The following is a 23,140-nucleotide window of genomic DNA, read 5'->3' as shown; positions in this document are numbered from 1 at the left end:
CCTAGTCGTTCGGCACCGTCGCGAACTTCGGGGTCGCCTCCGCCATCTGGCGCATGACGTCCTTGCGGTCGCGCTTGGACAGCCGGTCGATGTAGAGCCGCCCGTAGAGGTGGTCGGTCTCGTGCTGGAGGCACCGGGCGAAGAAGCCGGTGCCCCGCACGACGATCGGGTTGCCCTCCAGGTCCTGCCCGCGGACCACCGCGTAGTCCGGGCGCGGCGTCTCCATGTACGCGCCCGGCACCGACAGGCACCCCTCGTTGGAGTCGTCGAGGTGCCGCTTGTCGGCGGGCAGGTCTTCCAGGACGGGGTTGCACACGACGCCGACGTGCCGGGCGTCGTTGTCGTCCGGGCAGTCGTAGACGAAGACCTTCAGGTCCACGCCGATCTGGTTCGCGGCGAGCCCCACGCCCTCCGCCGCGCGCTGGCTGGCGAACATGTCGTCGACGAGCGCGAGGAGATCCGCGCCGAAGTCGGTGACGTCCCGGCACTCGCGGTGCAGCACGGGGTTGCCGACCACCGTGATCGGCCGCGCGGTGCCGCGCACCCGGTGTGCTTCCTCGCGGGCGGCGCCGTCGGTCACGTCGTCGACGAACGTCTCCCCCTCCTCCGGAGGGGCGGTGTCAGCGGTCTGCGCCATCGTTCTGCTATCGCCTTCCAGGCCGGTTCACTAGTCCGTCCAGGGTACGGGAGCGGGCCGCAGGGCCCGCCGCCGCAGGGATCAGCAGACCTCTTCGAGGTCGCGCCAGGCGCGGGTGGCCGGCGAGTCCGCGACCCAGCTGTCGAGCAGGCCGCGCACCAGCCCGGCCGGCGCGGCGATGCCGCACTCGCGCTCCTGCGACCAGTGCGACCCGCTCTCGGAGTCGCTCAGGTGGCTGAGGTGCCCGGGGTGGCCGGGCTCCCCGTGGTCGTGCGGGTCCCGGCGCGCGGATCCGTCGTCGGTGGGCATCCGGCTCTCGGAGCACGTCCGGCACAGCAGCCGTACCGACGACGACCAGTCCTCGGCGGCGTAGCCGGCCTCCGCGGCGAGCCGCTCCAGCGCGTCCCGGTCCGCCGGGGCCTCCGCTTCGAGCAGCACCAGCCACGTCGGGACGGGCGAGGGCGCCCACAGCTCGATCTCGTCGAACACCGGGTAGACCGACCCGCCGGAACCGCCCGCGGTGGCCCGCTCACCGTGCGCGACCCCCTCGTGCAGCACGACTTCGCCCCAGCGCCGCCCGGACGACGGCAGCGGGATCGACAGCACCTCCACCCGGCACGGGTCGAGCCGCCTGCCCCACACCACCTCGGCCTCGCCCTCCGGCGACAGCCGCACCGTGGCGCTGCCCAGCGGCAGCCGCGCCGACTCCTCGCCGCTGCGGGCGGCGGTGCCGGCCGGCATCCGCAGGCCGTACGCCTGCCAGGCGCGGCGCGCGAGCGGCCAGTCCTGGAGGGCGGTCGCGGCGATGCCCAGATTCCACCAGTCGGGCGCGCCCGCCGGCCGGTCCAGCAGGGCCACCGCACGCAGCCCGGCGATACGGGCCTGCGCCCAGTCGTGCCGGAACTTGTGCAGCAGCGCGAGGTTGTACCAGGACTCGGAGAGCCAGGGCTCCAGGTCGGCCGCCCGGGTCAGCAGCGCGCCCGCGTCCTCGTAGCGCCCGTCGTCGATCAGTGAGAACGCCTGGTCGGTGGCCTGCCGCCAGGTGGGCGACGGCCGGTGCCGCACTCTGCCGAAGATCTTCAACGCCGTTACCGCCTGCCCGCTCAGCCGATCACTGCCAGGACGTCGCCTTCCGCACCACGATCACGTCGTCCCCCGGAGGACGCGCACCCGCGGGGTGCGGCCCTGTCGCGTACCGCCCGTACGTCGTCGGACAAGCGGCTCCACACACCAACCTCGCACATTTCGGCCGCGCTCTCAGCGCGACGTCCGTGTGCTCCCCGCCGCCGTCCGGCAGCGGGCTCTTCCTGCCTCCTTGCCATACCCGTGGGCATCCAACCATGCCGAGGCGGACCGCTCCACCAGCACCCGGGCGAGTCGCCATCACCCGAAAGGCCTACGAGCGGTACGCGGGCCGCCCGTACACCGTGCGGGTCACGGGCGGTGGCCAGGGATGACGCGCCAGCGCCCGGGAGAGCGCGGCGACCACCGCAGGGTCGAACTGGCTGCCCGCGCACCGGCCCAGCTCCGCGAGCGCGGCACTCAGCGGGCGGGCCGCGCGGTAGCTGCGGGTGGAGGTCATGGCGTCGAGCGCGTCGGCCACCGACACGATGCGGGCCGGCCACGGGATGCGGTGCCCGGCGAGGCCGTGCGGGTAGCCGCCGCCGTCGAAGCGCTCGTGGTGGTGCAGCACCGCGACCCGCGCGACCGCGGGCACCTGGTTGCCGCACACCAGCGCGTAGCCGTGCCGGGGGTGCCGCCGTACGGTGTCCTGCTCGGTGGCCGTGAGCGGGCCGGGCTTGCGCAACAGGCGGCCGGGCACGGCGAGTTTGCCGATGTCGTGCAGGGTGCCGGCGAGCCGCAGGTCGGCGACGAGGTCCTCCGCAAGGCGCAGCTCCGCGGCGATCAGCGCGGTGGCCTGGCCGACGCGGTCGCCGTGCCCGCGGGTGTAGGGGTCCTTGAGCTGCATCGCGGCGACCAGGGTCGCGGCGCGAGGGAGAAAGCTTTCTGCTCGCCGCTGGGCCACGCCGACCCCTCCTCCGCGCCGGGTGCGCTTCCTGACCCACCCCACGCTAGGCGCGTCCCCCGTCCCCCCGCGGGGCAACGCCCCCCTGTCCCCCGAACGAGCGAAGGGCTCCCCTTGCGCAGGGGGGGCGCTTATCAGGGTGCGGCTGCGCCGCCGGGCGCGCCCGAAGGGGCGCGGTGAACTGCGCGAGCAACCCACCACCGGCCGGTGGTCCGGATCGGACCGAACTGCCCCTCCGGGCCGGTGACGACGTGACGGCACGTCGTGGCTGGTCGCGCAGTTCCCCGCGCCCCTAAAAACGCTCACCCTGCGCCGCAGGGAACGCACGCCGCCCTGCGCAAGGGCAGCCCCCTGCAGGGGGGAGCTAGGCCGTGGGCTCCGGGGTGGATTCCTCGGCGCGGATCGACTCGATCCGCATCATGACCTTCGACCGGAGGTCGGTGGGGACGTCGTCAGAGCCGCAGCAGCGTTTGACGAGCTTCTTGACGGCCTGCTCCAGGCCGTACTTCTCCAGACACGGATGGCACTCCTCGAAGTGCTGCCGAAACTTCGTGCACGCGTCCTCGGACATCTCGTTGTCGAGGTATTCGTAGAGGTGCCCCAGCACCTCCGAGCAGTCCGTCTCATGCGCGTTGCCGCAACTCATGAATCCGCGCCCTTCTCGCTTCCCGCGCCCGCCGGGACCAGTCCGCGGTCACGTGCGTAGTCCTCCAGCAGCTCGCGCAGCTGACGGCGGCCGCGGTGCAGCCTGGACATCACCGTGCCGATGGGCGTTCCCATGATGTCGGCGATCTCCTTGTACGCAAAGCCCTCGACGTCCGCGAGGTAGACCGCGATGCGGAATTCCTCCGGGATCGCCTGCAGGGCCGCCTTGACGTCGGAGTCGGGCAGGTGGTCGAGCGCCTGCGACTCCGCGGAGCGCAGGCCGGTCGACATGTGCGACTCGGCGCGCGCCAGCTGCCAGTCCTCGATGTCCTCCGAGCCGCTGCGCAGCGGCTCGCGCTGCTTCTTGCGGTAGGAGTTGATGAAGCTGTTGGTGAGGATGCGGTAGAGCCAGGCCTTGAGGTTCGTGCCCTCGCGGAACTGGTGGAAGGACGCGTACGCCTTCGCGTACGTCTCCTGCACCAGATCCTCCGCGTCGGCCGGATTGCGGGTCATCCGCAGCGCGGCCGAGTACATCTGGTCCAGGAACCCGAGGGCGTCCCGCTCGAAGCGCTGGGCGCGCTCCGCGCTGCTTTCCGCTGCTTCCTGACCGGACGCACCCGCGGTTTCCGCCGTGCTGTCGTCGGTGCCGGTGACCGGACCCACCTCCTCAGAAACGCCAGCGAGCCCCAAAGCGGACACGCTCGTCTCGGAGGATATTGCACCGGCGAGGGTCACGCCCGATCCGCCCTTGGCAACGTCCTTGCCCTCGCCACCGGTGGTCCAGTCGGCCCAGTTCACATAGGGCGCGACGGGCGCCGGCTGCGCGGCGGCCTCGGCCCGGGGCCGGCATGCGGCTGAAACCATGCGGGTGCCTCTCTCGCCACTTCACCAAAGCTGCTGCGGTGCTTTGTACGTTCTGACGCTTGCCACAACGCCGGTGCCGCTGCGCCCATTCCCGGCCACCGGCGCGGCACCGCCGGCGGCCGGGCGGGTGTCGTACGTCTCAGCCGCGGCCGCCGCGGGTGCCGGTGCGGCCGCCCGTGGGGCCGGTGGCGTGGCCGAGGCCGGCGAGCCAGTCGGCGGCGGCGCCGGTCAGTACGGCGAGTGCGGCCTCCTGGGTGAGGGAGGCGCGTTTGGCGACGGCGAAGGAGTGGTCGGCCTCGGGCACCTCCACGGGGCGGTGGCCCGGCGGGAATTCGGCCGGTGCGCCGAAGGGGTCCTTGCCGCCCTGGACGGTCAGCAGCGGCAGGACGGCGGCGGCCCCGGTCAGCTCGGCGGCGCGGGAGGAGTCGGGGCGGCCCGGCGGGTGCAGCGGGAAGGCCAGGGCGAGGACGGCGGCGGCGCCGAGCGCCTCGGCCGTGCGGCAGGCCACTCGGGCGCCCGCGCTGCGGCCACCGGCGACGACGGGCAGGCCGGGGGCGGCGAGTGCGGGCCACAGCGCGGTCCAGGCCGCGTCCAGGGCGGCGGGCGCGGGGGCGAGCCTGCGGCCGGCGACCCGCCAGGGCTGCTCGACGAGGGCGACCTCGACCCCCGCGGCGGGCAGCGCGGCGGCCAGCGCGACCAGGTCGGCGGCCCCGATGCCGCCGCCCGCCCCGTGGCCGAGGGCGAGCACGCTGCGCGGCCGGGCGGCGCCGTACCAGCTGATGCGGGCGGGCCCGGCCGGGGTGTCGACGTCCTGGACGCGGGCGGGGGCGGGGGCGGCGGGCGCGGGCTCAGGGCCGGGTGGTGCGGGGGGCATCAGAAGAGCGTCTCCTCCTCGGGCGCGGGCAGCTCGTGCAGCAGCTCGGGCCCGTTGTTCGCGACGTTGCTGACCGCGGTGCCGACCGGATAGGCGCGCAGCAGACCGGGCGGCGGTGGGGCCAGCAGGGCCTGGAGGGTGTCCGGGTCGGTGGTGCGCGGGTCGAGCCAGGCGTCCCAGCGGTCCTCGGTGATCATGAGCGGCATCCGGGGGTGGATGTCGGCGAGGGCGCGCGGGCCCTGCCCGTCGTATCCGGCCAGGTCGGTGGTCTCGGCCGCGGTCGTCATGACGGTGCAGGTCGTCCACCAGGCGCGCGGGTGGTCGTCGGGCAGGGTGCGGTCGCGCCAGAACTCGTACAGTCCGGCCATGGCGAAGACCGAGCCGTCGGCGGGCGTGACGAAATACGGCTGCTTGCGGGCGCGCTTGCGCTTGCCCTGTTCTTCGAGCTGCCGCTCGCCCGCGCCGGTGACCCACTCGTAGTAGCCGTCGGCGGGTATCAGGCAGCGCCGGGCGGCCAGGGCGCGCCGGTAGGAGGGCTTCTCGGCCGCCGTCTCGGCCCGGGCGTTGATCATCTTCACCCCGACGTCCGGGCTCTTCGCCCAGGACGGCACCAGGCCCCAGCGCAGCACGCGCAGCTGGCGTACCGGATCCGGGGAACCGGAATCCTTCACCGGGCGGTCCAGTACGACAGGGACGTCCTTGGTGGGCGCCACGTTGTAATCCGGGGCGAGAGTCTCCGTCGGCTCCCACTTCAGGACGTCGAAGATGCCCGTGAGATCTTCGGGTTTCCGGCTCGCCGCATATCGACCGCACATGAGTGACACACTGCCACGACCGCGGGCGGCGACGGGAGCCGACTCGCACGGGCGTACGAAAAAAGTGGACGAACCACCGGCTGGCGGGGAAACGGGCACCGAATGAACGTCGCGGACATCAGCGAGATGTGGGACCGGCTCACCGGGACCCAGACCGACCCGCCGCGCTGGCTCGTCGGGGCGACGGCGGCGGTGGCGCTGGCCGCGGTGCTGTCCGGCGGGGTGTGGCGGGTCGCGCGCAACGCGGTGACGATCGCGCACGAGGGCGGGCACGGCCTGGTGGCGCTGCTCATGGGGCGGCGGCTCGACGGCATACGGCTGCATTCCGACACGTCCGGGTTGACGGTCTCGCGCGGCAAGCCGCACGGACCGGGCATGGTGCTGACGGCCGCCGCCGGTTACACCGCGCCGCCGCTGCTGGGCCTGGCGGGCGCGGCCCTGCTGGCCGCCGGTCACATAACCGCACTGCTGTGGGGTGCGACGGCGCTGCTGCTGGTGATGCTGGTCATGATCCGCAACGCGTACGGGGCACTGACCGTGGTGCTGACCGGGGCGCTCTTCCTGCTGGTGTCGTGGCTGACGAAGGCCGAGGTGCAGGCGGCCTTCGCGTATCTGGTGGTGTGGTTCCTGCTCGCGGGCGGCGCCCGGCCGGTCGCGGAACTCCAGGCCAGCCGCCGCCGGGACCGCAGCGGCTCGTCGGACGCCGACCAGCTGGCGCGGCTGACCGGGACGCCCGCGGTGCTGTGGCTGTTCTTCTTCTACGTCGTGGCGGTGTGCGCGCTGGTGGGCGGCGCGCGCTGGCTGCTGATGCGCTGACCGGTGCGGCAGAACGGCTGGTGACCGGTGCGGCGGATCGGCACCGCGGCAGGGCGCGACAGATCGGCGGATGACCGGCGATGACCGTACGCGATCGCGGAATCAGGCCTTCCGGTCCTGATGGCCGCCGTATGACCTCAGGTTTCCGGGAGGTTTCGACGGATTCGCCAGCTTATCTCCCCGTACCCGAGCCACTACGCTGGGCCTCATGAGCAACAGCGCCGCGCATTCCCCCCTCTGGTGGGCCGCCCCCACCGCGCCGGGCGCCGTTGACGCGACCGTCACGGTGCCGGGATCGAAGTCGGTGACCAACCGCGCCCTGGTGCTCGCCGCGCATTCCGCCGAACCCGGATGGGTGCGCCGTCCGCTGCGCAGCCGGGACACCGTCCTGATGGCGGAGGCGCTGCGCGCCATGGGCGTCCAGATCGACGAGACCGTCAACCCCGACGGCGGCGAGGCCTGGCGGATCATCCCCGCCGGGCTGTACGGCCCGGCCACCGTCGACGTCGGCAACGCCGGGACGGTGATGCGCTTCCTGCCACCCGTCGCCGCGCTCGCCGACGGCCCCGTGCGCTTCGAGGGCGACGCCCGCGCGTACGAGCGCCCCCTGCACGGCGTGATCGACGCGCTGCGCGCCCTGGGCGCGCGGATAGACGACGAGGGCCGCGGCTCGCTCCCGCTGACGGTGTACGGGGCCGGATCGCTGACCGGCGGCGTCGTGGACGTCGACGCGTCGTCCTCGTCGCAGTTCGTCAGCGCCCTGCTGCTGTCCGGGCCGCGCTTCAACAAGGGCCTGGAGGTGCGGCACACCGGCCGTACGCTGCCCTCCGTGCCGCACATCCGGATGACGGTCGACATGCTGCGCAAGGCCGGCGCCCGGGTCGACACCCCCGAGGACGGCGGCGCCCCCAACGTCTGGCGGGTCACCGCGGGCGCCCTGCTCGGCCGCGACCTCACCGTGGAGCCCGACCTGTCCAACGCCGCCCCCTTCCTCGCCGCCGCACTCGTGACCGGCGGCAAGGTCACCGTGCCGGGCTGGCCGCGCCGCACCACCCAGCCGGGTGACGCGCTGCGGGAGATCTTCACCCGGATGGGGGGCGCGTACGAGCAGCGCGACGGCGCCCTGACCTTCCGCGGCACCGGGCGGATCCGCGGCATCACCACCGACCTCGGCGCGGTCGGCGAGCTGACCCCGGTGATCGCGGCCGTCGCGGCACTCGCCGAGGACGCGTCGGAGCTGACCGGCATCGCCCACCTGCGGCTGCACGAGACCGACCGGCTCGCGGCGCTCGCCAAGGAGCTGGGCGCGCTCGGCTGCGACGTCGACGAGACCCCCGACGGCCTGCGCATCCGCCCCCGCCCGCTGCACGGCGGCGACTTCCGCACCTACGACGACCACCGCCTGGCCACCGCCGCGGCGGTGCTGGGCCTGGCCGTGGACGGGGTGCGGGTGGAGAACGTGGCGACGACCGGCAAGACGCTCCCGGATTTCCCCGAGCTGTGGACGGCGATGCTCGGCGGCGGCGACGTGGCCGAGGGCGACGCGACCGGCGGCGCCGCGTCCGCGCAGGCCGAGAGCGCGGCGGACCCCGGCCCCCCGGCCGGCGACCGTACGACGGGGCGGGGCTGACACGGTGCGGCGCTACGGCAAGAACCCGGACGAGGACGACATCAGGGTCCGTCCCAACCGCAAGGGCAGCCGCCCGCGGACGAGCATCCGCCCGCAGCACGCGGACGCCGCCGAGGGCATGGTGCTCACCGTCGACCGCGGCCGGCTCACCGTCCTCGTCGGCGACATCGAGATCACCGCGATGAAGGCGCGCGAGCTGGGCCGCAAGTCCGCGGTGGTCGGCGACCGGGTCGCGGTCGTCGGCGACCTGTCGGGCGCCAAGGACACGCTGGCCCGGATCGTCCGGGTCGAGGAGCGCCGCTCGGTGCTGCGGCGCACCGCGGACGACGACGACCCGTACGAGCGGGTCGTCGTCGCCAACGCCGACCAGCTGGCCGTCGTCACCGCGCTCGCCGACCCCGAGCCGCGCCCGCGGATGATCGACCGCTGCCTGGTCGCCGCCTTCGACGCCGGGCTGCGGCCGCTGCTGGTGCTCACCAAGTCCGACCTCGCCCCGGCCGGGCCGCTGCTGGAGACGTACGGCGCGCTGGACCTGGACTACGTCGTGACCAGCCGCGAGACCCTGCTGACCGGCGGCGCGGACGCGGTGCGCGAGCGCCTGGCCGGGCGGGTCACCGCCTTCGTCGGGCACAGCGGCGTCGGCAAGACCACGCTGGTCAACGCGCTGGTGGAGCGGCAGCGCACGACCGGCCACGTCAACGCGGTGACCGGCCGCGGCCGGCACACCACCACCTCCGCGCTCGCGCTTCCGCTGCCCGGCGAGGGGCCCGAGGGCTCGGCCGGATGGGTGATCGACACACCCGGCGTGCGCTCCTTCGGACTGCACCACATCGACCCCTCGCGCGTCATCGGCGCCTTCCCGGACCTGGAGCCCGGCACCGCGGACTGCCCGCGCGGCTGCTCGCACGACGAGAAGGACTGCGCGCTGGACGCCTGGGTCGCCGCCGGCCACGCCGAACCGGCCCGGCTCGACTCGCTGCGCCGGCTGCTGGCCACCCGGGAGCGGCGCGAGGGCGACTGACCGGTACGGTTTGGCAGTCCGCTCCACTCGCGGCCGCGCTGTGTGATGATCAGCAGCGCGCGTGTGTGACGAGCGGCAGCAGCAGGCGTGCGCGGGCGGACGGGATGTGTGCCGCGCGCGGTGCACGAGCCGACGAACGAGCCGAAACGGAGGCGCCGGATGGCCTGGCTCCTGGTGGTGGTCGCGGGTCTCATGGAGACCGGCTTCGCGGTCTGCCTGAAGCTGTCCCACGGCTTCACCAGGCTGTGGCCGACCATCGCCTTCGCCGCGTTCGCGCTCGGTTCCTTCGGGCTGCTGACGCTGTCGCTGAAGAAGCTGGACGTCGGCCCCGCCTACGCGGTGTGGACCGGCATCGGCGCCGCGGGCACCGCCATCTACGGCATGGCCTTCCTCGGCGACCTGGTCTCCTCGCTCAAACTCGTCTCGATCTCGCTGGTCATCGTCGGCGTCATCGGCCTGCAGATCTCCAGCACCTCGCACTGACCCCGCCGCGCCCGGTCACCTCCCGCCCCGCGCGGGCGGGTCGAGCAGGCCGCGGATCAGCTGGCCGATCCGCAGGCACGACTCCTCGTCGTCCGCGGCCGGCGCGATCACGTACGACAGCGTGAGCCGCAGCGCCGCCTCGCACGCCCAGCCGACGTCCTCCGGGAGCAGCCGCGGGCAGCCGTCGACCAGGACGGCGACCGTACGGGCGTGCAGCGCGGCCACCAGCCCCGCGCCCGGGACGGGGACGCCGCTCCGGCCCGGCCCGGTCAGCGCGGCATGCAGCAGCGGGCTGCGGCGGGCGCTGCGCAGCGTCCAGCGCGCGGCGGCCGCGAAGCACTCCCCCGCGTCGCCGCCCGCGCAGCGCGCCCCGGCCAGCGTGCTGTCCAGACCCGCGAGGAATTCCTCGGCCTCCCGCCGGGCGAGCGCCCTGGCCAGGCCGTCCTTGCTGCTGAACTCGTTGTAGAGGGTCTGCCGGGACACCCCGGCCGCGGCCGCGACCTCGGTCATGCGCACCGCCTCCCAGGGCCGTTCGCCGAGCGCGGCGAAGGCAGCGTCCATGAGTGTGTCTCGCGCGGTAGGCATCGGCGCCTCCAGGCGGTGCCTCCGGGCCGCCACGGTGGGGGCGGCGGGTCGGACGGACAGGCCGTACGGGGAGAATTGACGCACCGCCAGGGCCTGTCAAGGCCCCGCGGCACGGCGCAGCGGCGACCGGCCGCACACCCCGCCGCGCTACTGTTCGGCACATGCCCGACTACACCGACGACCTGCGGCTCGCCCATGTGCTGGCCGACGCCGCCGACGCCGCGACCATGGCCCGCTTCCGGGCACTCGACCTCAAGGTCGAGACCAAGCCGGACCTGACGCCGGTCAGCGAGGCCGACAAGGAGGCCGAGGAGCTGATCCGCGGGCAGCTCGCCCGCGCCCGTCCGCGCGACGCGGTGCTCGGCGAGGAGTACGGCGTCACCGACGGCGGGGGCCCGCGCCGCTGGATCGTCGACCCCATCGACGGCACCAAGAACTACGTGCGCGGGGTGCCCGTGTGGGCGACGCTGATCGCGCTCGTGGTGCGCGGCGAGGGGGGCGACGAGGGCGTCGTCGGCCTGGTCTCCGCCCCGGCGCTCGGCCGCCGCTGGTGGGCCGCCGCGGGCAGCGGCGCGTACACCGGGCGCAGCCTGACCTCCGCGACCCGCATCCGCGTCTCGAAGGTGAACCGCCTGGAGGACGCGTCCTTCGCGTACTCCTCGCTCACCGGCTGGGAGGAGCTGGGCCGCCTCGACAACTTCCTGCACCTGTCCCGCAACTGCTGGCGCACCCGCGGCTACGGCGACTTCTGGCCCTACATGATGGTGGCCGAGGGCTCCGTCGACATCTGCGCGGAACCCGAGCTGAGCCTGTGGGACATGGCGGCCAACGACGTGATCGTGCGCGAGGCCGGCGGCAGCTTCACGTCCCTGGCCGGTACGCAGGGCCCCTTCGGCGGCAACGCGGCGGCCTCCAACGGGCTGCTGCACGACGAGCTGCTGGGCTACCTGGGCGACTCCTGACCCGGGCGCGAAGGCGCGGGCCCGCGCCGGGAGGGCACCTCCGCGCGCGGGCCGCGGGCCGCGCGCGCCCCCTTCCGTCCGCCGGTGCTGCGTGTGACCATGAAAGTGCCGCCGCTTGTGAATTTGTGAATGCTTTCACGGGCTTTCCACAGGAGCGCATCCGGTCCGGCGCGCATGCACACCGCACACCGCACAGCCAGGAGGTGCCCTGCCCATGCTGGTCCGCGACGCGATGAGCACGGTGGTTCTCACCATCGGCCCCGCACACACGCTCCGCCAGGCCGCCCAGTTGATGTCCGCCCGCCGGGTCGGCGCGGCCATCGTCCTCGACGCCGACAACGACGCCTGCGGGCTCGGCATCCTCACCGAGCGCGACGTCCTCGACGCGGTCGGTGCGGGCATGAGCCCCGACGAGGAGCGCGCCCACGCCCACACGACGACCGACGTCGTCTTCGCCGGCCCGCAGTGGACGCTGGAGGAGGCGGCCGCCGCGATGGTCCGCGGCGGATTCCGCCACCTCATCGTCCTCGACGGGCCCGCGCCCGTGGGCGTCGTCTCCGTCCGCGACATCCTCCGCGTATGGGCTGCCGCCGGCTCGCCCGTGAACGCATAAGCCCCCGTAGGGGCGCGGGGAACTGCGCGCTCAGCCACATCCGTGGCGCGGGTAGTCACCGGCCCGGAGGGGCAGTTCGGTTCGTTCCGGACCACCGGCCGGTGGTGGGTTGCTCGCGCAGTTCCCCGCGCCCCCAGAACCGCTCGCCCGGCGGCGCAGTCGCGCCCTAAAACGCTTGCCGCCCCGCGCAGGGGCGTGCTCAGAGGCGGGCGGCGGCGCGGCGGACGGCGGGTTCGGGGCGGACGGAGCCGAGCCAACGGATCTCGGGCGGGATCCCGCCCGCCGCCCGCGCGGCGAACGCGGTGAAGACCTCCCGGGCGACCCCGGGGTCGGAGTCGCGGGCCAACGGTCCGAGGAGGGAGACGAGTTCGGCCCGCGGCGCGAGCCGCCCCACCGCGTGGACCGCGGCGCGCCGCACCGCGGCGGGCGCGGGCCGCCGCCGGTCCAGGAGCCGCATCAGCACCGGCACGTCACCCGCGTCGCCGCACTCCCCGAGCCCGGCGGCGAGGCCGGCGAGATGGCGCGCGGGCGTCGTACGGCCCGCGCGGGCGATCTGCCGCCGGTAGACCGCGGAGGGCGGCTCCCCGCGCCCGTACAGCATCCAGCGGGCCGTCGCCCGCACCGTGCGCGCGCGGTCCGCCAGCGGGGCGACCAGCCGGGTCGCGGGCACGTCCAGGGGCAGCGCGGCGACCGCTATCTCGCGGACCGCAGCGTCCCGGGCCTGGAGGAGGCGGGCCGCCTGGCCGGGGTCGAGGTCGAGCAGCCGCTGCGCGCACAGCGTGCGGCACTCCTGGTCGTGGTCGTGCAGCGCGGTGCTGAGCAGCTCGCCGCAGGCGTACTCGCCCACCTCCAGGGCGAGCGCGAGACCGAAGCGGCGGGCGGGCCCGTCCTGGTCGACGGCGAGCGCGTGCAGGGCGCGGCGGTACGGGGGGCGGCACAGCAGCCCGCGGTAGTCGGTGAGCAGGGCGCCCGTACGCCGGCGGCCCGCGAGCCGCAGCAGGACGCGTACGGCGGCGGCCACCTCGTCGGGGGCGCTGCGGGCGAGCAGCGCGGCCGTCGCGCGGGCCCTGACGGGCTCGACCCAGTCGGCGCTGCGCAGTGCCAGGCCCGCGGCGGCCGCGGGCCCGCCACGGGCGGCCAGGGCCGTGACGGCGGCCTCCCGCACCCGCCCGTCGGGCGCGAACGACCGCAGGAGCAGCCCGAGTACGTCACCGCCCGCGGCCTGCGGGGTGCCCGTGCGGCGGGCGGCGCGGTCGAGCCGGAGCAGCAGCCGGGGCGGGGCCGCGCTCAGCGCGGCGAGGGCGGCGTCGCGCTCGTACGGTTCGCCCTGGGCGGGCAGCGCGAGCAGGCGGCGGAGCAGCGCGTCCGCGTCCGCGGGCCCCCCGGATTCCGCCGCCTCGCACCACAGGGCCCAGCGTGCGCCCGCCTCGGCGGCCGCCGCCCCCCGGCCCCGCCCCTCCCGACTCCGCAGCCACCGCCACACGCGCGCCTCCTGAGGATCCGTCAGTTCATCCTCTCTTCAGCATTCCCTTCCGGGGTGCCCGCCTCCACCTGATATGCCCGGACTTTGCCCGAACCAGAACAAAAAACGAAGGCCCGGAGGCAGATGCCTCCGGGCCTTCGTCCGTGGTAGCGGGGACAGGATTTGAACCTGCGACCTCTGGGTTATGAGCCCAGCGAGCTACCGAGCTGCTCCACCCCGCGTCGTTGTGTCTTTACCTTAGCCCACGCCATTTGATCAGCGCAAATCCCTTCCCGGGAAGGGGACGCCGGAGGAGGCCGCGCCTGCGCGGTGGGGCGCCCCAGGAGCGCGTGGGGGCGCCCCGCGGGCTAAGCGGTGAGCTCGCTCGTCAGGACTGCCGTCAGGCGGGTCGCGCGCTCGGCGACTGCCGCCGGGCCCAGGGCCACCGCGCGGGCGCACCAGGTCTGCGCGTCGGCGAGGCGGCCGTGCCGGGCGGATAGGAGGGCGAGGCGCAGGGCCGCGCGGCCGTGGCCCGCGTCGGCGGCGCGGGTCCACCAGAGCGCGGCCTCCGGCTCGCTGCCCTCGCGGGCCAGCAGCAGGCCGAGGTTGAAGGCGCCGTTGCGCGACCCGGCCTCCGCCGCCAGGCGGTACCAGTGCGCGGCCAGCTCGATGTCGCCGCACTGCGCGGCGGTCATGCCGAGCCGCACCTGCGCGCGGCTGTGCCCTTGCCGCGCCGCGCGCTCGTACCACTCCGCGGCCTCGTCGCCGAAGGCCTCCGCGCCCTCGAACTCGCGGGCGCGGGCGTCGAGCAGCGCACCGAGGCGGAAGGCCGCGTCGGGGCTGCCGCCGCCCGCGGCGCACCGCAGGTGGCGTTCGGCGCCGTGGTGGTCGCCCTCGTGCTGGAGGGCGATGGCCACCTGGAGCGCGGCTCCGGCGTGCCCGGCCGCGGCGGCGCGGTCGTACCAGACCCGCGCGGCGGCGGGCTCGTCGCGCCCGGCGAAGAGGATGCCGAGGTTGAAGGCGGCGTCGATGCTGCCGGCTTCCGCGGCCTTGGAGAACCACGGTTCGGCCCCGTCGGCGTCGCCGTGCTGGAGCAGCAGGACGGCGAGCGCGTTGGCGGCCTCGCGGTGCCCGGCGTAGGCGGCCTTGCGGTACCACTGCTCGGCCTGCGGGGCGCGGCCCTGGCCGGCGCAGAGCAGGCCGAGGTTGTAGGCCCCGTTGATGTCGCCGGCCTCCAGCGCGGCGCGGTACCACCGCTCGGCGGTCTGCGGCTCGCCCTCCTGGGCGTGCAGGGCGCCGAGCGCGTTGGCGGCGTTGCCGTCGCCCGCCTGGGCGGCGCGGCGCCACCAGGTGGCGGCCTGGTCGAGGTCGCCGGAGTCGCGCAGCAGGAAGCCGAGGGCGCACGCGGCCTTGGCCTCGCCGTCGCGCGCGGCGGTCAGGTACCAGTGCGCAGCCTCCTTGGTCTCGCCGCGCTCCTCCAGCAGACCGCCGAGCCGCAGGGCGGCGCGGCGGTGCCGGCGGGCGGCGGCCTGCCGGAACCACTGCTCCGCCTCGTGGCTCTCGCCGCGGCCGGCGCAGAAGCGCGCGAGCCGGTAGGCGGCCTCGCGGTGGCCGTGCTCGGCGGCGACCCGGAACCACCGTTCGGCGGCGCTGTCCCGGCGGTGGTCGAGCAGGTCGGCGAGCGCGTAGGCGCCCAGCACATGGCCGGACTCGGCGGCCTGGCGCAGCCAGTATTCGGCGCCGGGCTCGTCGCCGCGCTCGCGGTAGTGCCGCCCGAGGGCGTGCGCGGCCGCGGCGGAGCCGGCGACGGCGGCGATACGCCACCACCCGGCGGCCTCGTCGGCGCGGCCGCGCTGGTGCAGCAGCAGGCCGAGGTTGTTGGCGGCGGCGCGGTCGCCGTGCTGGACGGCGGCGCGCAGGTACGGCTCCGCGCCGTCGAGGTCGCCGCGGCGCAGCAGCAGGGTGCCGAGCGCGCTCATGGCGCCGGGGTCGCCGTGCTCGGCGGCGCGCCGGTGGCGGGCCTCTATCTCGGCTTCCTCGCGCAGCGCGAGGGTGTCCTCGTCGGGCAGCTCGAAGGGCGTGCCGTCGTCGTCCGCCGCGCCGGGCAGCACGGGGATGCGGGGAGCGGGGAGCAGGGCGGCGGGGCTCTCCACGGAGCCCTCGGCGGATTCCGGGGCGGCCGGGCCGGCGGGCACGGCGGCGGGCGCTCCCGGGGCCGGGGCCTCCGGGGCGGACGGGTCAGTGGCGGCGGGCAGCACGGGCTCGCCCGCCGGACCGTGGCGACCACGGTTCTGACGAGTGTTCAGCAGTCCTGCACCATCCCCCATGAGTTCCATCGTCGCACCACCCGCTAACGGCGTACACCTGGTATACCCCAACCCGCCGGTCTCTACAGCGTTTTGTCGACTTCCCGACATGACGTCAGATCAAACACTCCTTCCCTGGATTCATCAGAACAAGCGAAGAGGCCCGAAGTCGCTTGACTTCGGGCCTACTTCATGTCGTAGCGGGGGCAGGCCGCGACCCGGCCACTCCGCCCCGCGTCGATCGCCTCCCGGCAATCTAGCAGAGCACCCCACCTCCGCGTGACGGGCGTTCACCCTCCGTGCCCACCCGGCGTGGGCCCGGGGCGTACCTCCGGCGTTGACGGGCCCGTGAGCTGCCGGGTAACGCACAAAACCCCCTCCGGCCGGAAGCCGGAGGGGGTCTCGATTGGTAGCGGGGACAGGATTTGAACCTGCGACCTCTGGGTTATGAGCCCAGCGAGCTACCGAGCTGCTCCACCCCGCGTCGTTGTGTGCTCACCGTATCACGGAGCGGGCCTCACCCGTTCAGTCTTTCCCTGCGGGGACCTGCGGGGTCGCCGTGGGGGCCCGCGGGGTCGGCGTGGCCTCCTCCGCGGTACGCGCGGTCTCCAGCGCCGCGTCCAGCCGCCGCTGGGCGGCGTCGTAGGCGGCCCGGTCACCCTTGCGCTCGGCGGCCTGCCGGTCGGCGTAGGCGTGCTGCGCGTCGTCCAGCGCCTTGTCGAGGGTGGCGTCGGGGTCCGCCCCGGGCGGGGCGGCGTCCTTGGCCGCGGCGGGTCCGAGGAGGTCGTCGAGGGCCTGGTCGAGCGTCGGCCGGTAGCTGGTGCGGTCGCCGTAGACCGCGGCCACGCTCACCAGCTGCGGGTAGTCCGCCTTGGGCGCGCGCGCGTAGACCGGCTCGACGTAGAGCAGCCCGCGGTCCAGCGGGATGGTCAGCAGATTGCCGTGGACGACCGTGGCGTTCGCGCCGAGGCTCGCCAGCTGGTCGGCGGCCGGGGCGGAGCGGCCGGCCGCGTCGATCGCCGACTGGACGGCCGCCGGGCCGTCCGCGTCCGCGCCGGCGGATATCCGCAGCAGCCGGATCGTGCCGTAGTCGCGGCTGGTCGGATCGGCGTCGACGGCCATGAAGGCGCTCATGCTCTCCCCCTTGGCGGGGGTGAAGGTACTGGTGAGCGAGTACGTCTTGGCGGTCTGGCTCTCGGGCATCCGCAGATCCAGGTAGTACGGCGGCACCGCCTTGCCGGCCTTGGCCGCCGGGTCGTCCGGCACGTCCCACACCTGGCCGGGCGCGCCGAAGTCGGCCGCCTTGGTGACGTGGTAGGTCGTGAGCATCTGGCGCTGCACCTTGAACAGGTCCTGCGGGTAGCGCAGGTGGGGCAGCAGCCCGGCGGGGATGTCGGCCTTGGGCTCGACGGTGTGCGGGAAGGCCTTCATCCAGGTCTTGAGCACCGGGTCCTGCTCGTCCCACTGGTAGAGGGTGACCGTGCCGTCGTAGGCGTCGACGGTGGCCTTGACCGAGTTGCGGATGTAGTTGACCTCGTTCTGGCCGGTGAGGACCTGGCGGCGGCTGTCGGTGAGCGAGTCGGCCGTCGCGTCGCCGAGGTAGGTGCGGCTGGCGTAGGGGTAGTCGTCGCTCGTGGTGTAGCCGTCCACGACCCACAGCACCTTGCCGCCGACCACCGTGGGGTAGGGGTCGCCGTCGATCGTCAGCCAGGGCGCGACCGCCGCGACCCGTTCCTTGGGGGTGCGGTTGTAGAGGATCTTCGAGCCTTTGCCGACGGCGTCGGAGGAGAGGATCCGCGGCTCGCCGAGGCTTATCGCGTACGCGGCGCGCGTCAGCGGGTTGCTCAGGCTGACCCCGCCCTTGCCCTGGTAGGTGGTGGTCGTCCCGCCGCCCTTGGTGCCGTCCGCGTAGTCCATCTCCGGGGTGCCGCCGCCGACGATGGCGTACTGCCGGGTCTGCTCGCCGAAGTAGATCCGCTGCTGGTAGCCGGCGGACGGGCCGGCTGTGCCGGGATCCTGGCCGCCGAAGAGCGGGGTGCCGTCGCTGCTGGTCGTACTGCCGTCGGCGATGACGACGCCGTACCCGTGGGTGTAGACGAGGTGGTCGTCGGTCCAGTCGCCGTGCGGTATGCCGTCGCTGTTGAGCTCGCGCACGCCGACGACCGTGTCCTTGGCCGTGCCGCCGTCCTGGTAGTGGTCGACGTCCAGGGTGGAGGGGAATTCGTAGGCGGAGCTGCCGCGCTGGAGCTTCTGGAAGGCGGGCGAGACGACCTTGGGGTCCAGCACCGTGGGGCTCGCCGCGTCGCCGGCCTCCTTGCGCAGGCTGCCGTCGGCGGCGGGGGCCGCCGAGGCGGTGGTGTCCGCGCCGGGATACTGCGTGACCTGGGTGTCCGCCAGGCCGTACGCGGCCCGGGTCGCGTCCAGGTTCTTCTGGACGTACGGCGCCTCCTTGGCGGACTCGTGCGGCAGGACCTGGAATTTCTGCATGACGGCCGGGTAGAGCCCGCCGATCAGGATCGCGGAGAGCACCATCAGGCCGAAGCCGACGGCCGGCAGCGTCCAGGTCCGCCGCCACGCGGTGGCGAAGAAGAGCAGCGCGCAGATCACGGCGATGAAGCACAGGATCGTCTTGGCCGGCAGGTACGCGTTGGCGTCGACGTACCGCAGGCCCGTCCAGCCGCGGGCGGCGCGGTGGCCGCCGGAACGCACGGCCAGGGCGTAGCGGTCCAGCCAGTAGGCGGCGGCCTTGAGGGACACGAACAGGCCGAGCAGGACCGCCAGGTGCGCGGTGGCGGCCCCGGTGACGCGCGCGCCGGGCGAGGTGAAGCGCACCCCGCCGTAGAGGTAGTGCACCATCGCGGCGGCGAGCAGGGACAGGACCACGAGCGCGAAGCCGAAGCCGACGAGGAAGCGGTAGCAGGGCAGCTGGAAGATGTAGAACGACAGGTCCTTGTGGAACTGCGGGTCCTTGGTGTGGAAGGGCGTCGAGTGCGTCATCAGCAGCCAGGAGCGCCACTGGGTGGCCGCCGCGCTGCCGGCGATGATCCCGAGCGCCCCGCAGATCCCGGCGAGCACCCACATCCGGTAGGGCGCCAGGCCCATCCGGTAGCGGTCCAGGCTCTGCTCCTCGCTGGACATGGCGCTCAGCGGCGGGCGCAGCCGGTAGGCGAGGTACATGTTCAGGCCGACGCCGAGGGCCATCAGCAGGCCGAAGCCGGCGAAGAGCGCGGCCTTGGTGCGGGTCATGGTGGAGAAGACCGAGGAGTAGTGCACCGAGCGGTACCAGAGCAGGTCGGTCCACAGGCCCGAGAAGGTGACGAGCCCGGTCATCAGCACGGCGAGGACGCCGAGGACGACGATGAGCACGACGGCCGCGCGGGAATGGCGCCCGGGGCTCCGGCTGTGCCCTGCGGCCCCCGCGCCGCCGCGGTCGGGCATCTGGAATACCAAGGGTCGTGCACCTCGAATAGTGGCGAATGTCGGCTTTTGTCCGCTGGTCCCGGGTCGGACTCCCACACATGCAACTTCACCACGCTTTGGCCGGTTCCCGATTCCGGCAGGGGAAGGGGGAGGATACGCACCATGTCCAACAACGCGACCGAAGGAACGCCGCTCGCGGCGAACCCGCTGACCCGTGCCGTCCTGGAGATCGACGACTACGCCTCGGGCCTCGGCTGGGACCAGCCCGCCCGGCTGTTCGCCCTCGTCGACACCGCCGAGCTGAAGGCCCAGGAGCCCGCGCTCGCCGCGCAGCTCGGGCTGGCCGACCAGGAGGCGACCGCCGCGGGGGCGCTCACCCCGATCGAGCAGGACGAACTGCCGGAGGGCGCGCCGCTCGACGAATTCCTGGCTACCATCGCCTGGCCCGACGTGATCAGCGGCTGCGCCCTGACCGTGGAGCGGCTGATGCTCCCGCCGACCGCCGAGGCGGCGATCCCGAAGGGCATGGACGACGCGTCACTGGCCGCCTGGGTGGCCGCGCACCCCGAGCGGCAGGAGGTGCGGATGACGGTCGCGGTGCTGCGCGGCGGCGCGCGGGAGTCGGCGGTGCGGCTGCGGTCGAAGGACACCCCGTCCGAGGTGCTGACCGGCGGCGGCCTGGTGCCGGGGCTCGCGGACGCCCTGTCGGCGACGTTCGAGGCGTAGCCCCGGGGCCCGTCAGCTCTTCGTGCAGCTGGGCAGGGCCTTGGTGTTGCCGGACTTGATGTCCGCCAGCGCCTTCACCGCGTCGTCCAGGGTTGTGATCTTGACCAGGGTGAGGCCGCCGGGGACGTCCTTGGCGGCCTCGCCGCAGTTGTCCGCGGGCGTCAGGAAGTACTGGGCGCCCTTGTTGCGGGCGCCGATGGTCTTGAGGCTGATGCCGCCGATCGGCCCGACGGTGCCGTTGTCGTCGATCGTGCCCGTGCCCGCGACGAAGTGGCCGCCGGTCATGTTGCCCGGGGTCAGCTTGTCGATGATGCCCAGCGCGAACATCGTCCCCGCGCTCGGGCCGCCGACGTCCGCGAGCTTGATGTCGATGCTGAACGGGAAGAGGTGTTCGACCCCGGCCTGGATGCCCACCACGGCGCGGCTCGGCCCGGTGTCGGCGGACTTCCGGGTGGTGACCGTGATCTTCTTGCCCGGGACGTCGTCCACCGACTTGCCCTTGGCCTGCGCCGCGGGGACGACCGTGAAGACCACCGGCTCGCCCGGCTTGTGCTTGGTGACCAGCGTCGCGACGTCGTCCGGCTGCTTGACCTCGGTGCCGTCGACGGCCTTGATCACGTCACCGGCGTGCAGCACGCCCTGCGAGGCGCCGCCGCTGACCACCGCGGCCACGACCACCCGGGACGGCACGGGGATGTTCAGTTCCTTCAGCGCCGCCACCTTGGCGCTGTCCTGCGACTGCGTGAATTCCTCGGCGTTCTGCTGGTCGGCCTGCTCGGCTGTCTGACCCTTGGGGTAGAGCGTGTCGTGCTCGACGACCTTGTCGTCGTGCCGCAGCCAGCCGAAGACCGACTCGACCAGGTTCATGTGGTAGTCGGCGCCGGTGACCCGGACGGTGGTCATGTTCAGATGCCCGTCCGCGGGGTAGGTCTTGCGCCCCGAGATCTGGATCACGGTGTCGCCGCCGTAGGTCCCCAGGGTGTTCACCGTGGGGCCGGGCGACATCTCCGAGTAGGGCGTCGGGACGAGCAGCGCGACGCCGAGCAGCGCTATCAGCGTCAGTGTCGAGGTGATCAGCGTCGCGGTACGACTGGGCATGGAACGACAGTACGTGACCGGTGCGCGGTCCGGCCCCCCGGGTGAGCCCGGAAGGGTCGCCGCGCGGGCCTCAGACGGGCTCGGCGTCGGTCTCGTCCGTGTCGCCCTTGCCGAGCGTCAGCGGCGGCAGCTCGCCGGGCTGCATCGCCGTACGGAAACGCTCGTACCCCGCCAGCGACGCGCCGTCCGCGTGGGTACGGCCGCGGGCCGCCCAGCGCGCCCAGACCACGGCGACCAGCACACCGAACAGGGGGATGACCAACCACGCAAGTGCCGCCACGGCGAACTCCCGACCCGACGCATGACGAAAGCGTCATAACCGACCTATGAGCAGATTAACGACCCACCAGGTCAACGCTCGGCCGGGGCGCGGGGTTACGCAACCCGAATTCCCCCTGGCAGCGGACCGCCCGCGGCGCCGGACGGGCGGGGGCGGCGGGTCAGACGCCGACCCACTCCTCGGTGCCGTCGGCGAAGGTCTGCTGCTTCCAGATGGGCACCTGGCTCTTGAGGTCGTCGATGAGCCGGCGGCTGGCCGCGAACGCCTCGCCGCGGTGCGGGCAGGACACCGCCACGATCACCGCGAGGTCGCCGACCCGCAGCTCGCCCACCCGGTGGACGGCGGCCAGCGCCGTGACGGGGAAATCCGCCGCGACCTTCTCCGCGACCTGGCGCAGCGCGTCCTGCGCGCCGGGGTGCGCGGTGTACGTCAGGCCCGTCACGGCCGCGCGGGAGCCGCCGTCGTGGTCGCGCACCGTACCGACGAAGAGGGTCGTGCCGCCCGCCGCGTCGTCGCCGACCGCCGCGAAGACCTCGTCCACCGACAGCGGGGTGTCGCGGACGGCCAGCAGCCGGATCGGCCCGGCGGGGTCGGTGGGGGCGGTGGGTGTCATAAGGGCCATGCTCCCTCATCCGCCCGCGCCGCGGAAAACCGCCCCGGACCCCGCCCCCGTCACCGCTCCCCCGCCCCGCCCCCTGTCCCGTCCCTGCTCAGATACCGCGCTCAGATACCGCGCCGCTTGCGCGCCCGGCGCACCAGCGCCGCGGTGCCGACCAGCGCGACCGTGGCCCCTGCCGCGCCCAGCGTGGTGGCGTCCTTGCGGCCGAGCCGCCGCCCGGCCACCGAGTTGCGGCCCGCGACCTCCTTGAGCAGTTCGGCGAGCACCTCCTCGTTCGTCCACCGCGGCCGCCAGCCCGCCTCGTGCAGCCGGCTGCCGCTGACCACCCACGGGTGCATGGTGTAGGCGAGGTCGCCCGCGGGCGAGGGCGTCAGCCCCAGCCGGTGCAGCCGGGAGGCGGCGCCGAAGGCGATCGCGGGCGGCAGCTCCATGCGCCGGATGCCGCTCAGCTCCTCGACCTCCTCCTGCTCCAGCCAGCCGTCGCAGCCGACGGCCATCTCCCCCTCGACCTCCTCCAGCACCGCGTACTCCAGCGCCGACACCAGGTCCTCGACGTGGCAGAACTGCCAGCAGGGGCGGCTGCCCGCGACGACCAGCAGCCGCGGCGACTCGAAATACCGGGTCAGGGCGGTGTCCGTGCCGCCGACCAGCACCGCGGGGCGCAGGATCGTCACGTTCAGCCCGGGGTGCGCGCGGGGGGCGCGGCGGCCCAGCCGTTCGATCTCCAGCAGGTCGTCGACAAAGCTGGCCTCGGACGTCGCCCGCAGCGGCGCGTCCTCGGCGAGCGGCACGTCGTTGTCGGCCTGGGCCCCGTAGACCATCGCCGAGGTGCACAGCACGACCCGGCGCACCCCGGCCGCCGCGGCGGCGGTGAGCACGGTCTGGGTGCCGCGCACGTTGAAGGCCGAGCGGGCCTTGGGGTCGGACTCCAGGTCGAGGTCCACCGCGAGGTGCACCACCACGTCCGCGCCGCGCAGCCGCTCGGCGATGGCCGGGTCGCGCACGTCCAGCACCCGCCAGGTCGCCCCCGGCACCTCCCCGCGCCGCTCGTCGATCGCCACCACCTTCCTGACCTGGTCGGACTCGGTCAGGCGGCGGGTCAGCGCAAGCCCGACGCCGGACGCGGCGCCGGTGACGGCGACCACCGGCCCCGCACCGCCGCGGGCGGCGCTCCGCTCTGGGCGAACGTGTCCATCTGGGGAACTCACCGGGCGTCTCCCACGGTTGTCTCAGTTACGTACGCGGCCTTGGCGTACGC

Annotated in this window: 21 protein-coding genes, 2 tRNA genes and 1 pseudogene; 7 read left to right on the top strand and 17 right to left on the bottom strand. The window is 74.1% G+C overall.

Going from position 1 to position 23,140, the window contains the following annotated elements; genetic code table 11:
* Window position 1 precedes the first annotated feature (1 nt).
* From def to ACH4SL_RS12300, 7 genes and pseudogenes are all read right to left on the bottom strand, one after another.
* Window positions 2-637, bottom strand: coding sequence for a peptide deformylase (gene def, locus ACH4SL_RS12330; protein WP_398444241.1), 636 nt, complete (start codon window positions 635-637; stop codon window positions 2-4).
* An 81-nt stretch (window positions 638-718) separates the two neighbouring features.
* A complete protein-coding gene (locus ACH4SL_RS12325; protein WP_398444239.1) occupies window positions 719-1,720 on the bottom strand; it encodes a tetratricopeptide repeat protein in 1,002 nt (333 codons plus the stop codon).
* A 349-nt stretch (window positions 1,721-2,069) separates the two neighbouring features.
* A pseudogene (locus ACH4SL_RS12320) lies at window positions 2,070-2,618 on the bottom strand (HD-GYP domain-containing protein); the annotation flags it as partial.
* A gap of 409 nt (window positions 2,619-3,027) precedes the next feature.
* Window positions 3,028-3,309, bottom strand: a complete 282-nt coding sequence (rsrA, locus tag ACH4SL_RS12315; protein WP_398444237.1) for a mycothiol system anti-sigma-R factor — start codon at window positions 3,307-3,309, stop codon at window positions 3,028-3,030.
* Window positions 3,306-3,971, bottom strand: coding sequence for a sigma-70 family RNA polymerase sigma factor (locus tag ACH4SL_RS12310; protein WP_398183420.1), 666 nt, complete (start codon window positions 3,969-3,971; stop codon window positions 3,306-3,308). Before ACH4SL_RS12310 ends, rsrA begins: the two co-directional genes overlap by 4 nt.
* 340 nt (window positions 3,972-4,311) lie before the next feature.
* The gene (locus ACH4SL_RS12305) at window positions 4,312-5,046 is read right to left on the bottom strand and encodes an alpha/beta family hydrolase (protein ID WP_398444232.1); all 735 of its coding nucleotides are present in this window, start codon (window positions 5,044-5,046) and stop codon (window positions 4,312-4,314) included.
* On the bottom strand, window positions 5,046-5,861 hold the full coding sequence (locus ACH4SL_RS12300) for an SOS response-associated peptidase (protein WP_398444230.1): 816 nt from the start codon (window positions 5,859-5,861) through the stop codon (window positions 5,046-5,048). The genes ACH4SL_RS12305 and ACH4SL_RS12300 overlap by 1 nt, the downstream gene beginning before the upstream one ends.
* Before the next feature lie 102 nt (window positions 5,862-5,963).
* Between ACH4SL_RS12300 and ACH4SL_RS12295 the strand changes: the two genes are divergently transcribed.
* From ACH4SL_RS12295 to ACH4SL_RS12280, 4 genes are all read left to right on the top strand, one after another.
* A complete protein-coding gene (locus ACH4SL_RS12295) occupies window positions 5,964-6,677 on the top strand; it encodes a M50 family metallopeptidase (RefSeq protein ID WP_398444228.1) in 714 nt (237 codons plus the stop codon).
* A gap of 208 nt (window positions 6,678-6,885) precedes the next feature.
* A complete protein-coding gene (gene aroA, locus ACH4SL_RS12290) occupies window positions 6,886-8,307 on the top strand; it encodes a 3-phosphoshikimate 1-carboxyvinyltransferase (RefSeq protein WP_398444226.1) in 1,422 nt (473 codons plus the stop codon).
* Window positions 8,308-8,311: 4 nt separating this feature from the next.
* Complete coding sequence (rsgA, locus tag ACH4SL_RS12285) at window positions 8,312-9,328, top strand: ribosome small subunit-dependent GTPase A (RefSeq protein WP_398444224.1); 1,017 nt, start codon at window positions 8,312-8,314, stop codon at window positions 9,326-9,328.
* Between the two features lie 159 nt (window positions 9,329-9,487).
* Window positions 9,488-9,811 (top strand): DMT family transporter, encoded by a 324-nt coding sequence (locus ACH4SL_RS12280; protein ID WP_398444222.1) that lies wholly within the window; start codon window positions 9,488-9,490, stop codon window positions 9,809-9,811.
* A gap of 15 nt (window positions 9,812-9,826) precedes the next feature.
* Here ACH4SL_RS12280 and ACH4SL_RS12275 read toward each other — a convergent pair whose 3' ends face one another.
* Window positions 9,827-10,396: a TetR family transcriptional regulator gene (locus ACH4SL_RS12275; RefSeq protein WP_398444219.1), complete on the bottom strand. Its 570-nt coding sequence runs from the start codon at window positions 10,394-10,396 to the stop codon at window positions 9,827-9,829.
* 161 nt (window positions 10,397-10,557) lie between these two features.
* Here ACH4SL_RS12275 and hisN point away from each other — a divergent pair, with 161 nt between their 5' ends.
* Window positions 10,558-11,358, top strand: a complete 801-nt coding sequence (gene hisN / locus ACH4SL_RS12270) for a histidinol-phosphatase (protein ID WP_398444217.1) — start codon at window positions 10,558-10,560, stop codon at window positions 11,356-11,358.
* A gap of 214 nt (window positions 11,359-11,572) precedes the next feature.
* A complete protein-coding gene (locus ACH4SL_RS12265; protein ID WP_398444214.1) occupies window positions 11,573-11,971 on the top strand; it encodes a cyclic nucleotide-binding/CBS domain-containing protein in 399 nt (132 codons plus the stop codon).
* A gap of 199 nt (window positions 11,972-12,170) precedes the next feature.
* Here ACH4SL_RS12265 and ACH4SL_RS12260 read toward each other — a convergent pair whose 3' ends face one another.
* The 5 genes from ACH4SL_RS12260 to ACH4SL_RS12240 form a co-directional block, all read right to left on the bottom strand.
* Window positions 12,171-13,454 carry a hypothetical protein gene (locus tag ACH4SL_RS12260; protein WP_398444212.1) on the bottom strand — a complete coding sequence of 428 codons (1,284 nt, stop codon included), beginning with the start codon at window positions 13,452-13,454 and terminating at the stop codon, window positions 12,171-12,173.
* Window positions 13,455-13,598: 144 nt separating this feature from the next.
* A tRNA-Met gene (locus ACH4SL_RS12255) sits at window positions 13,599-13,675 on the bottom strand.
* A 126-nt stretch (window positions 13,676-13,801) separates the two neighbouring features.
* Window positions 13,802-15,769, bottom strand: coding sequence for a tetratricopeptide repeat protein (locus ACH4SL_RS12250; protein ID WP_398444210.1), 1,968 nt, complete (start codon window positions 15,767-15,769; stop codon window positions 13,802-13,804).
* Between the two features lie 377 nt (window positions 15,770-16,146).
* Window positions 16,147-16,223, bottom strand: a tRNA-Met gene (locus ACH4SL_RS12245).
* Between the two features lie 41 nt (window positions 16,224-16,264).
* Window positions 16,265-19,189 (bottom strand): UPF0182 family protein, encoded by a 2,925-nt coding sequence (locus ACH4SL_RS12240; protein ID WP_398444208.1) that lies wholly within the window; start codon window positions 19,187-19,189, stop codon window positions 16,265-16,267.
* A 132-nt stretch (window positions 19,190-19,321) separates the two neighbouring features.
* On the opposite strand from ACH4SL_RS12240, the gene ACH4SL_RS12235 reads away from it, so the two are divergent.
* A complete protein-coding gene (locus tag ACH4SL_RS12235; RefSeq protein WP_398444206.1) occupies window positions 19,322-19,885 on the top strand; it encodes a PPA1309 family protein in 564 nt (187 codons plus the stop codon).
* Window positions 19,886-19,897: 12 nt separating this feature from the next.
* Here the strand turns inward: ACH4SL_RS12235 and ACH4SL_RS12230 are convergent, their stop codons facing one another.
* From ACH4SL_RS12230 to ACH4SL_RS12215, 4 genes are all read right to left on the bottom strand, one after another.
* Window positions 19,898-20,983, bottom strand: coding sequence for a PDZ domain-containing protein (locus ACH4SL_RS12230; RefSeq protein WP_398444203.1), 1,086 nt, complete (start codon window positions 20,981-20,983; stop codon window positions 19,898-19,900).
* A 70-nt stretch (window positions 20,984-21,053) separates the two neighbouring features.
* Entirely contained in the window at window positions 21,054-21,263 is a 210-nt protein-coding gene (locus ACH4SL_RS12225; RefSeq protein ID WP_398444201.1) for a hypothetical protein, read from the bottom strand.
* A 160-nt stretch (window positions 21,264-21,423) separates the two neighbouring features.
* Window positions 21,424-21,885, bottom strand: coding sequence for a molybdenum cofactor biosynthesis protein MoaE (locus ACH4SL_RS12220; RefSeq protein ID WP_398444199.1), 462 nt, complete (start codon window positions 21,883-21,885; stop codon window positions 21,424-21,426).
* A 101-nt stretch (window positions 21,886-21,986) separates the two neighbouring features.
* Window positions 21,987-23,090 carry an SDR family oxidoreductase gene (locus tag ACH4SL_RS12215; RefSeq protein ID WP_398444197.1) on the bottom strand — a complete coding sequence of 368 codons (1,104 nt, stop codon included), beginning with the start codon at window positions 23,088-23,090 and terminating at the stop codon, window positions 21,987-21,989.
* Between the last annotated feature and the right edge of the window lie 50 nt (window positions 23,091-23,140).

It is taken from the genome of Streptomyces sp. NPDC021020 (assembly GCF_044333285.1).
Lineage (GTDB): Bacteria > Actinomycetota > Actinomycetes > Streptomycetales > Streptomycetaceae > Actinacidiphila.
Note: the sequence above shows the minus strand (reverse complement) of the source record. Positions and strands in the feature narration are given on the sequence as shown.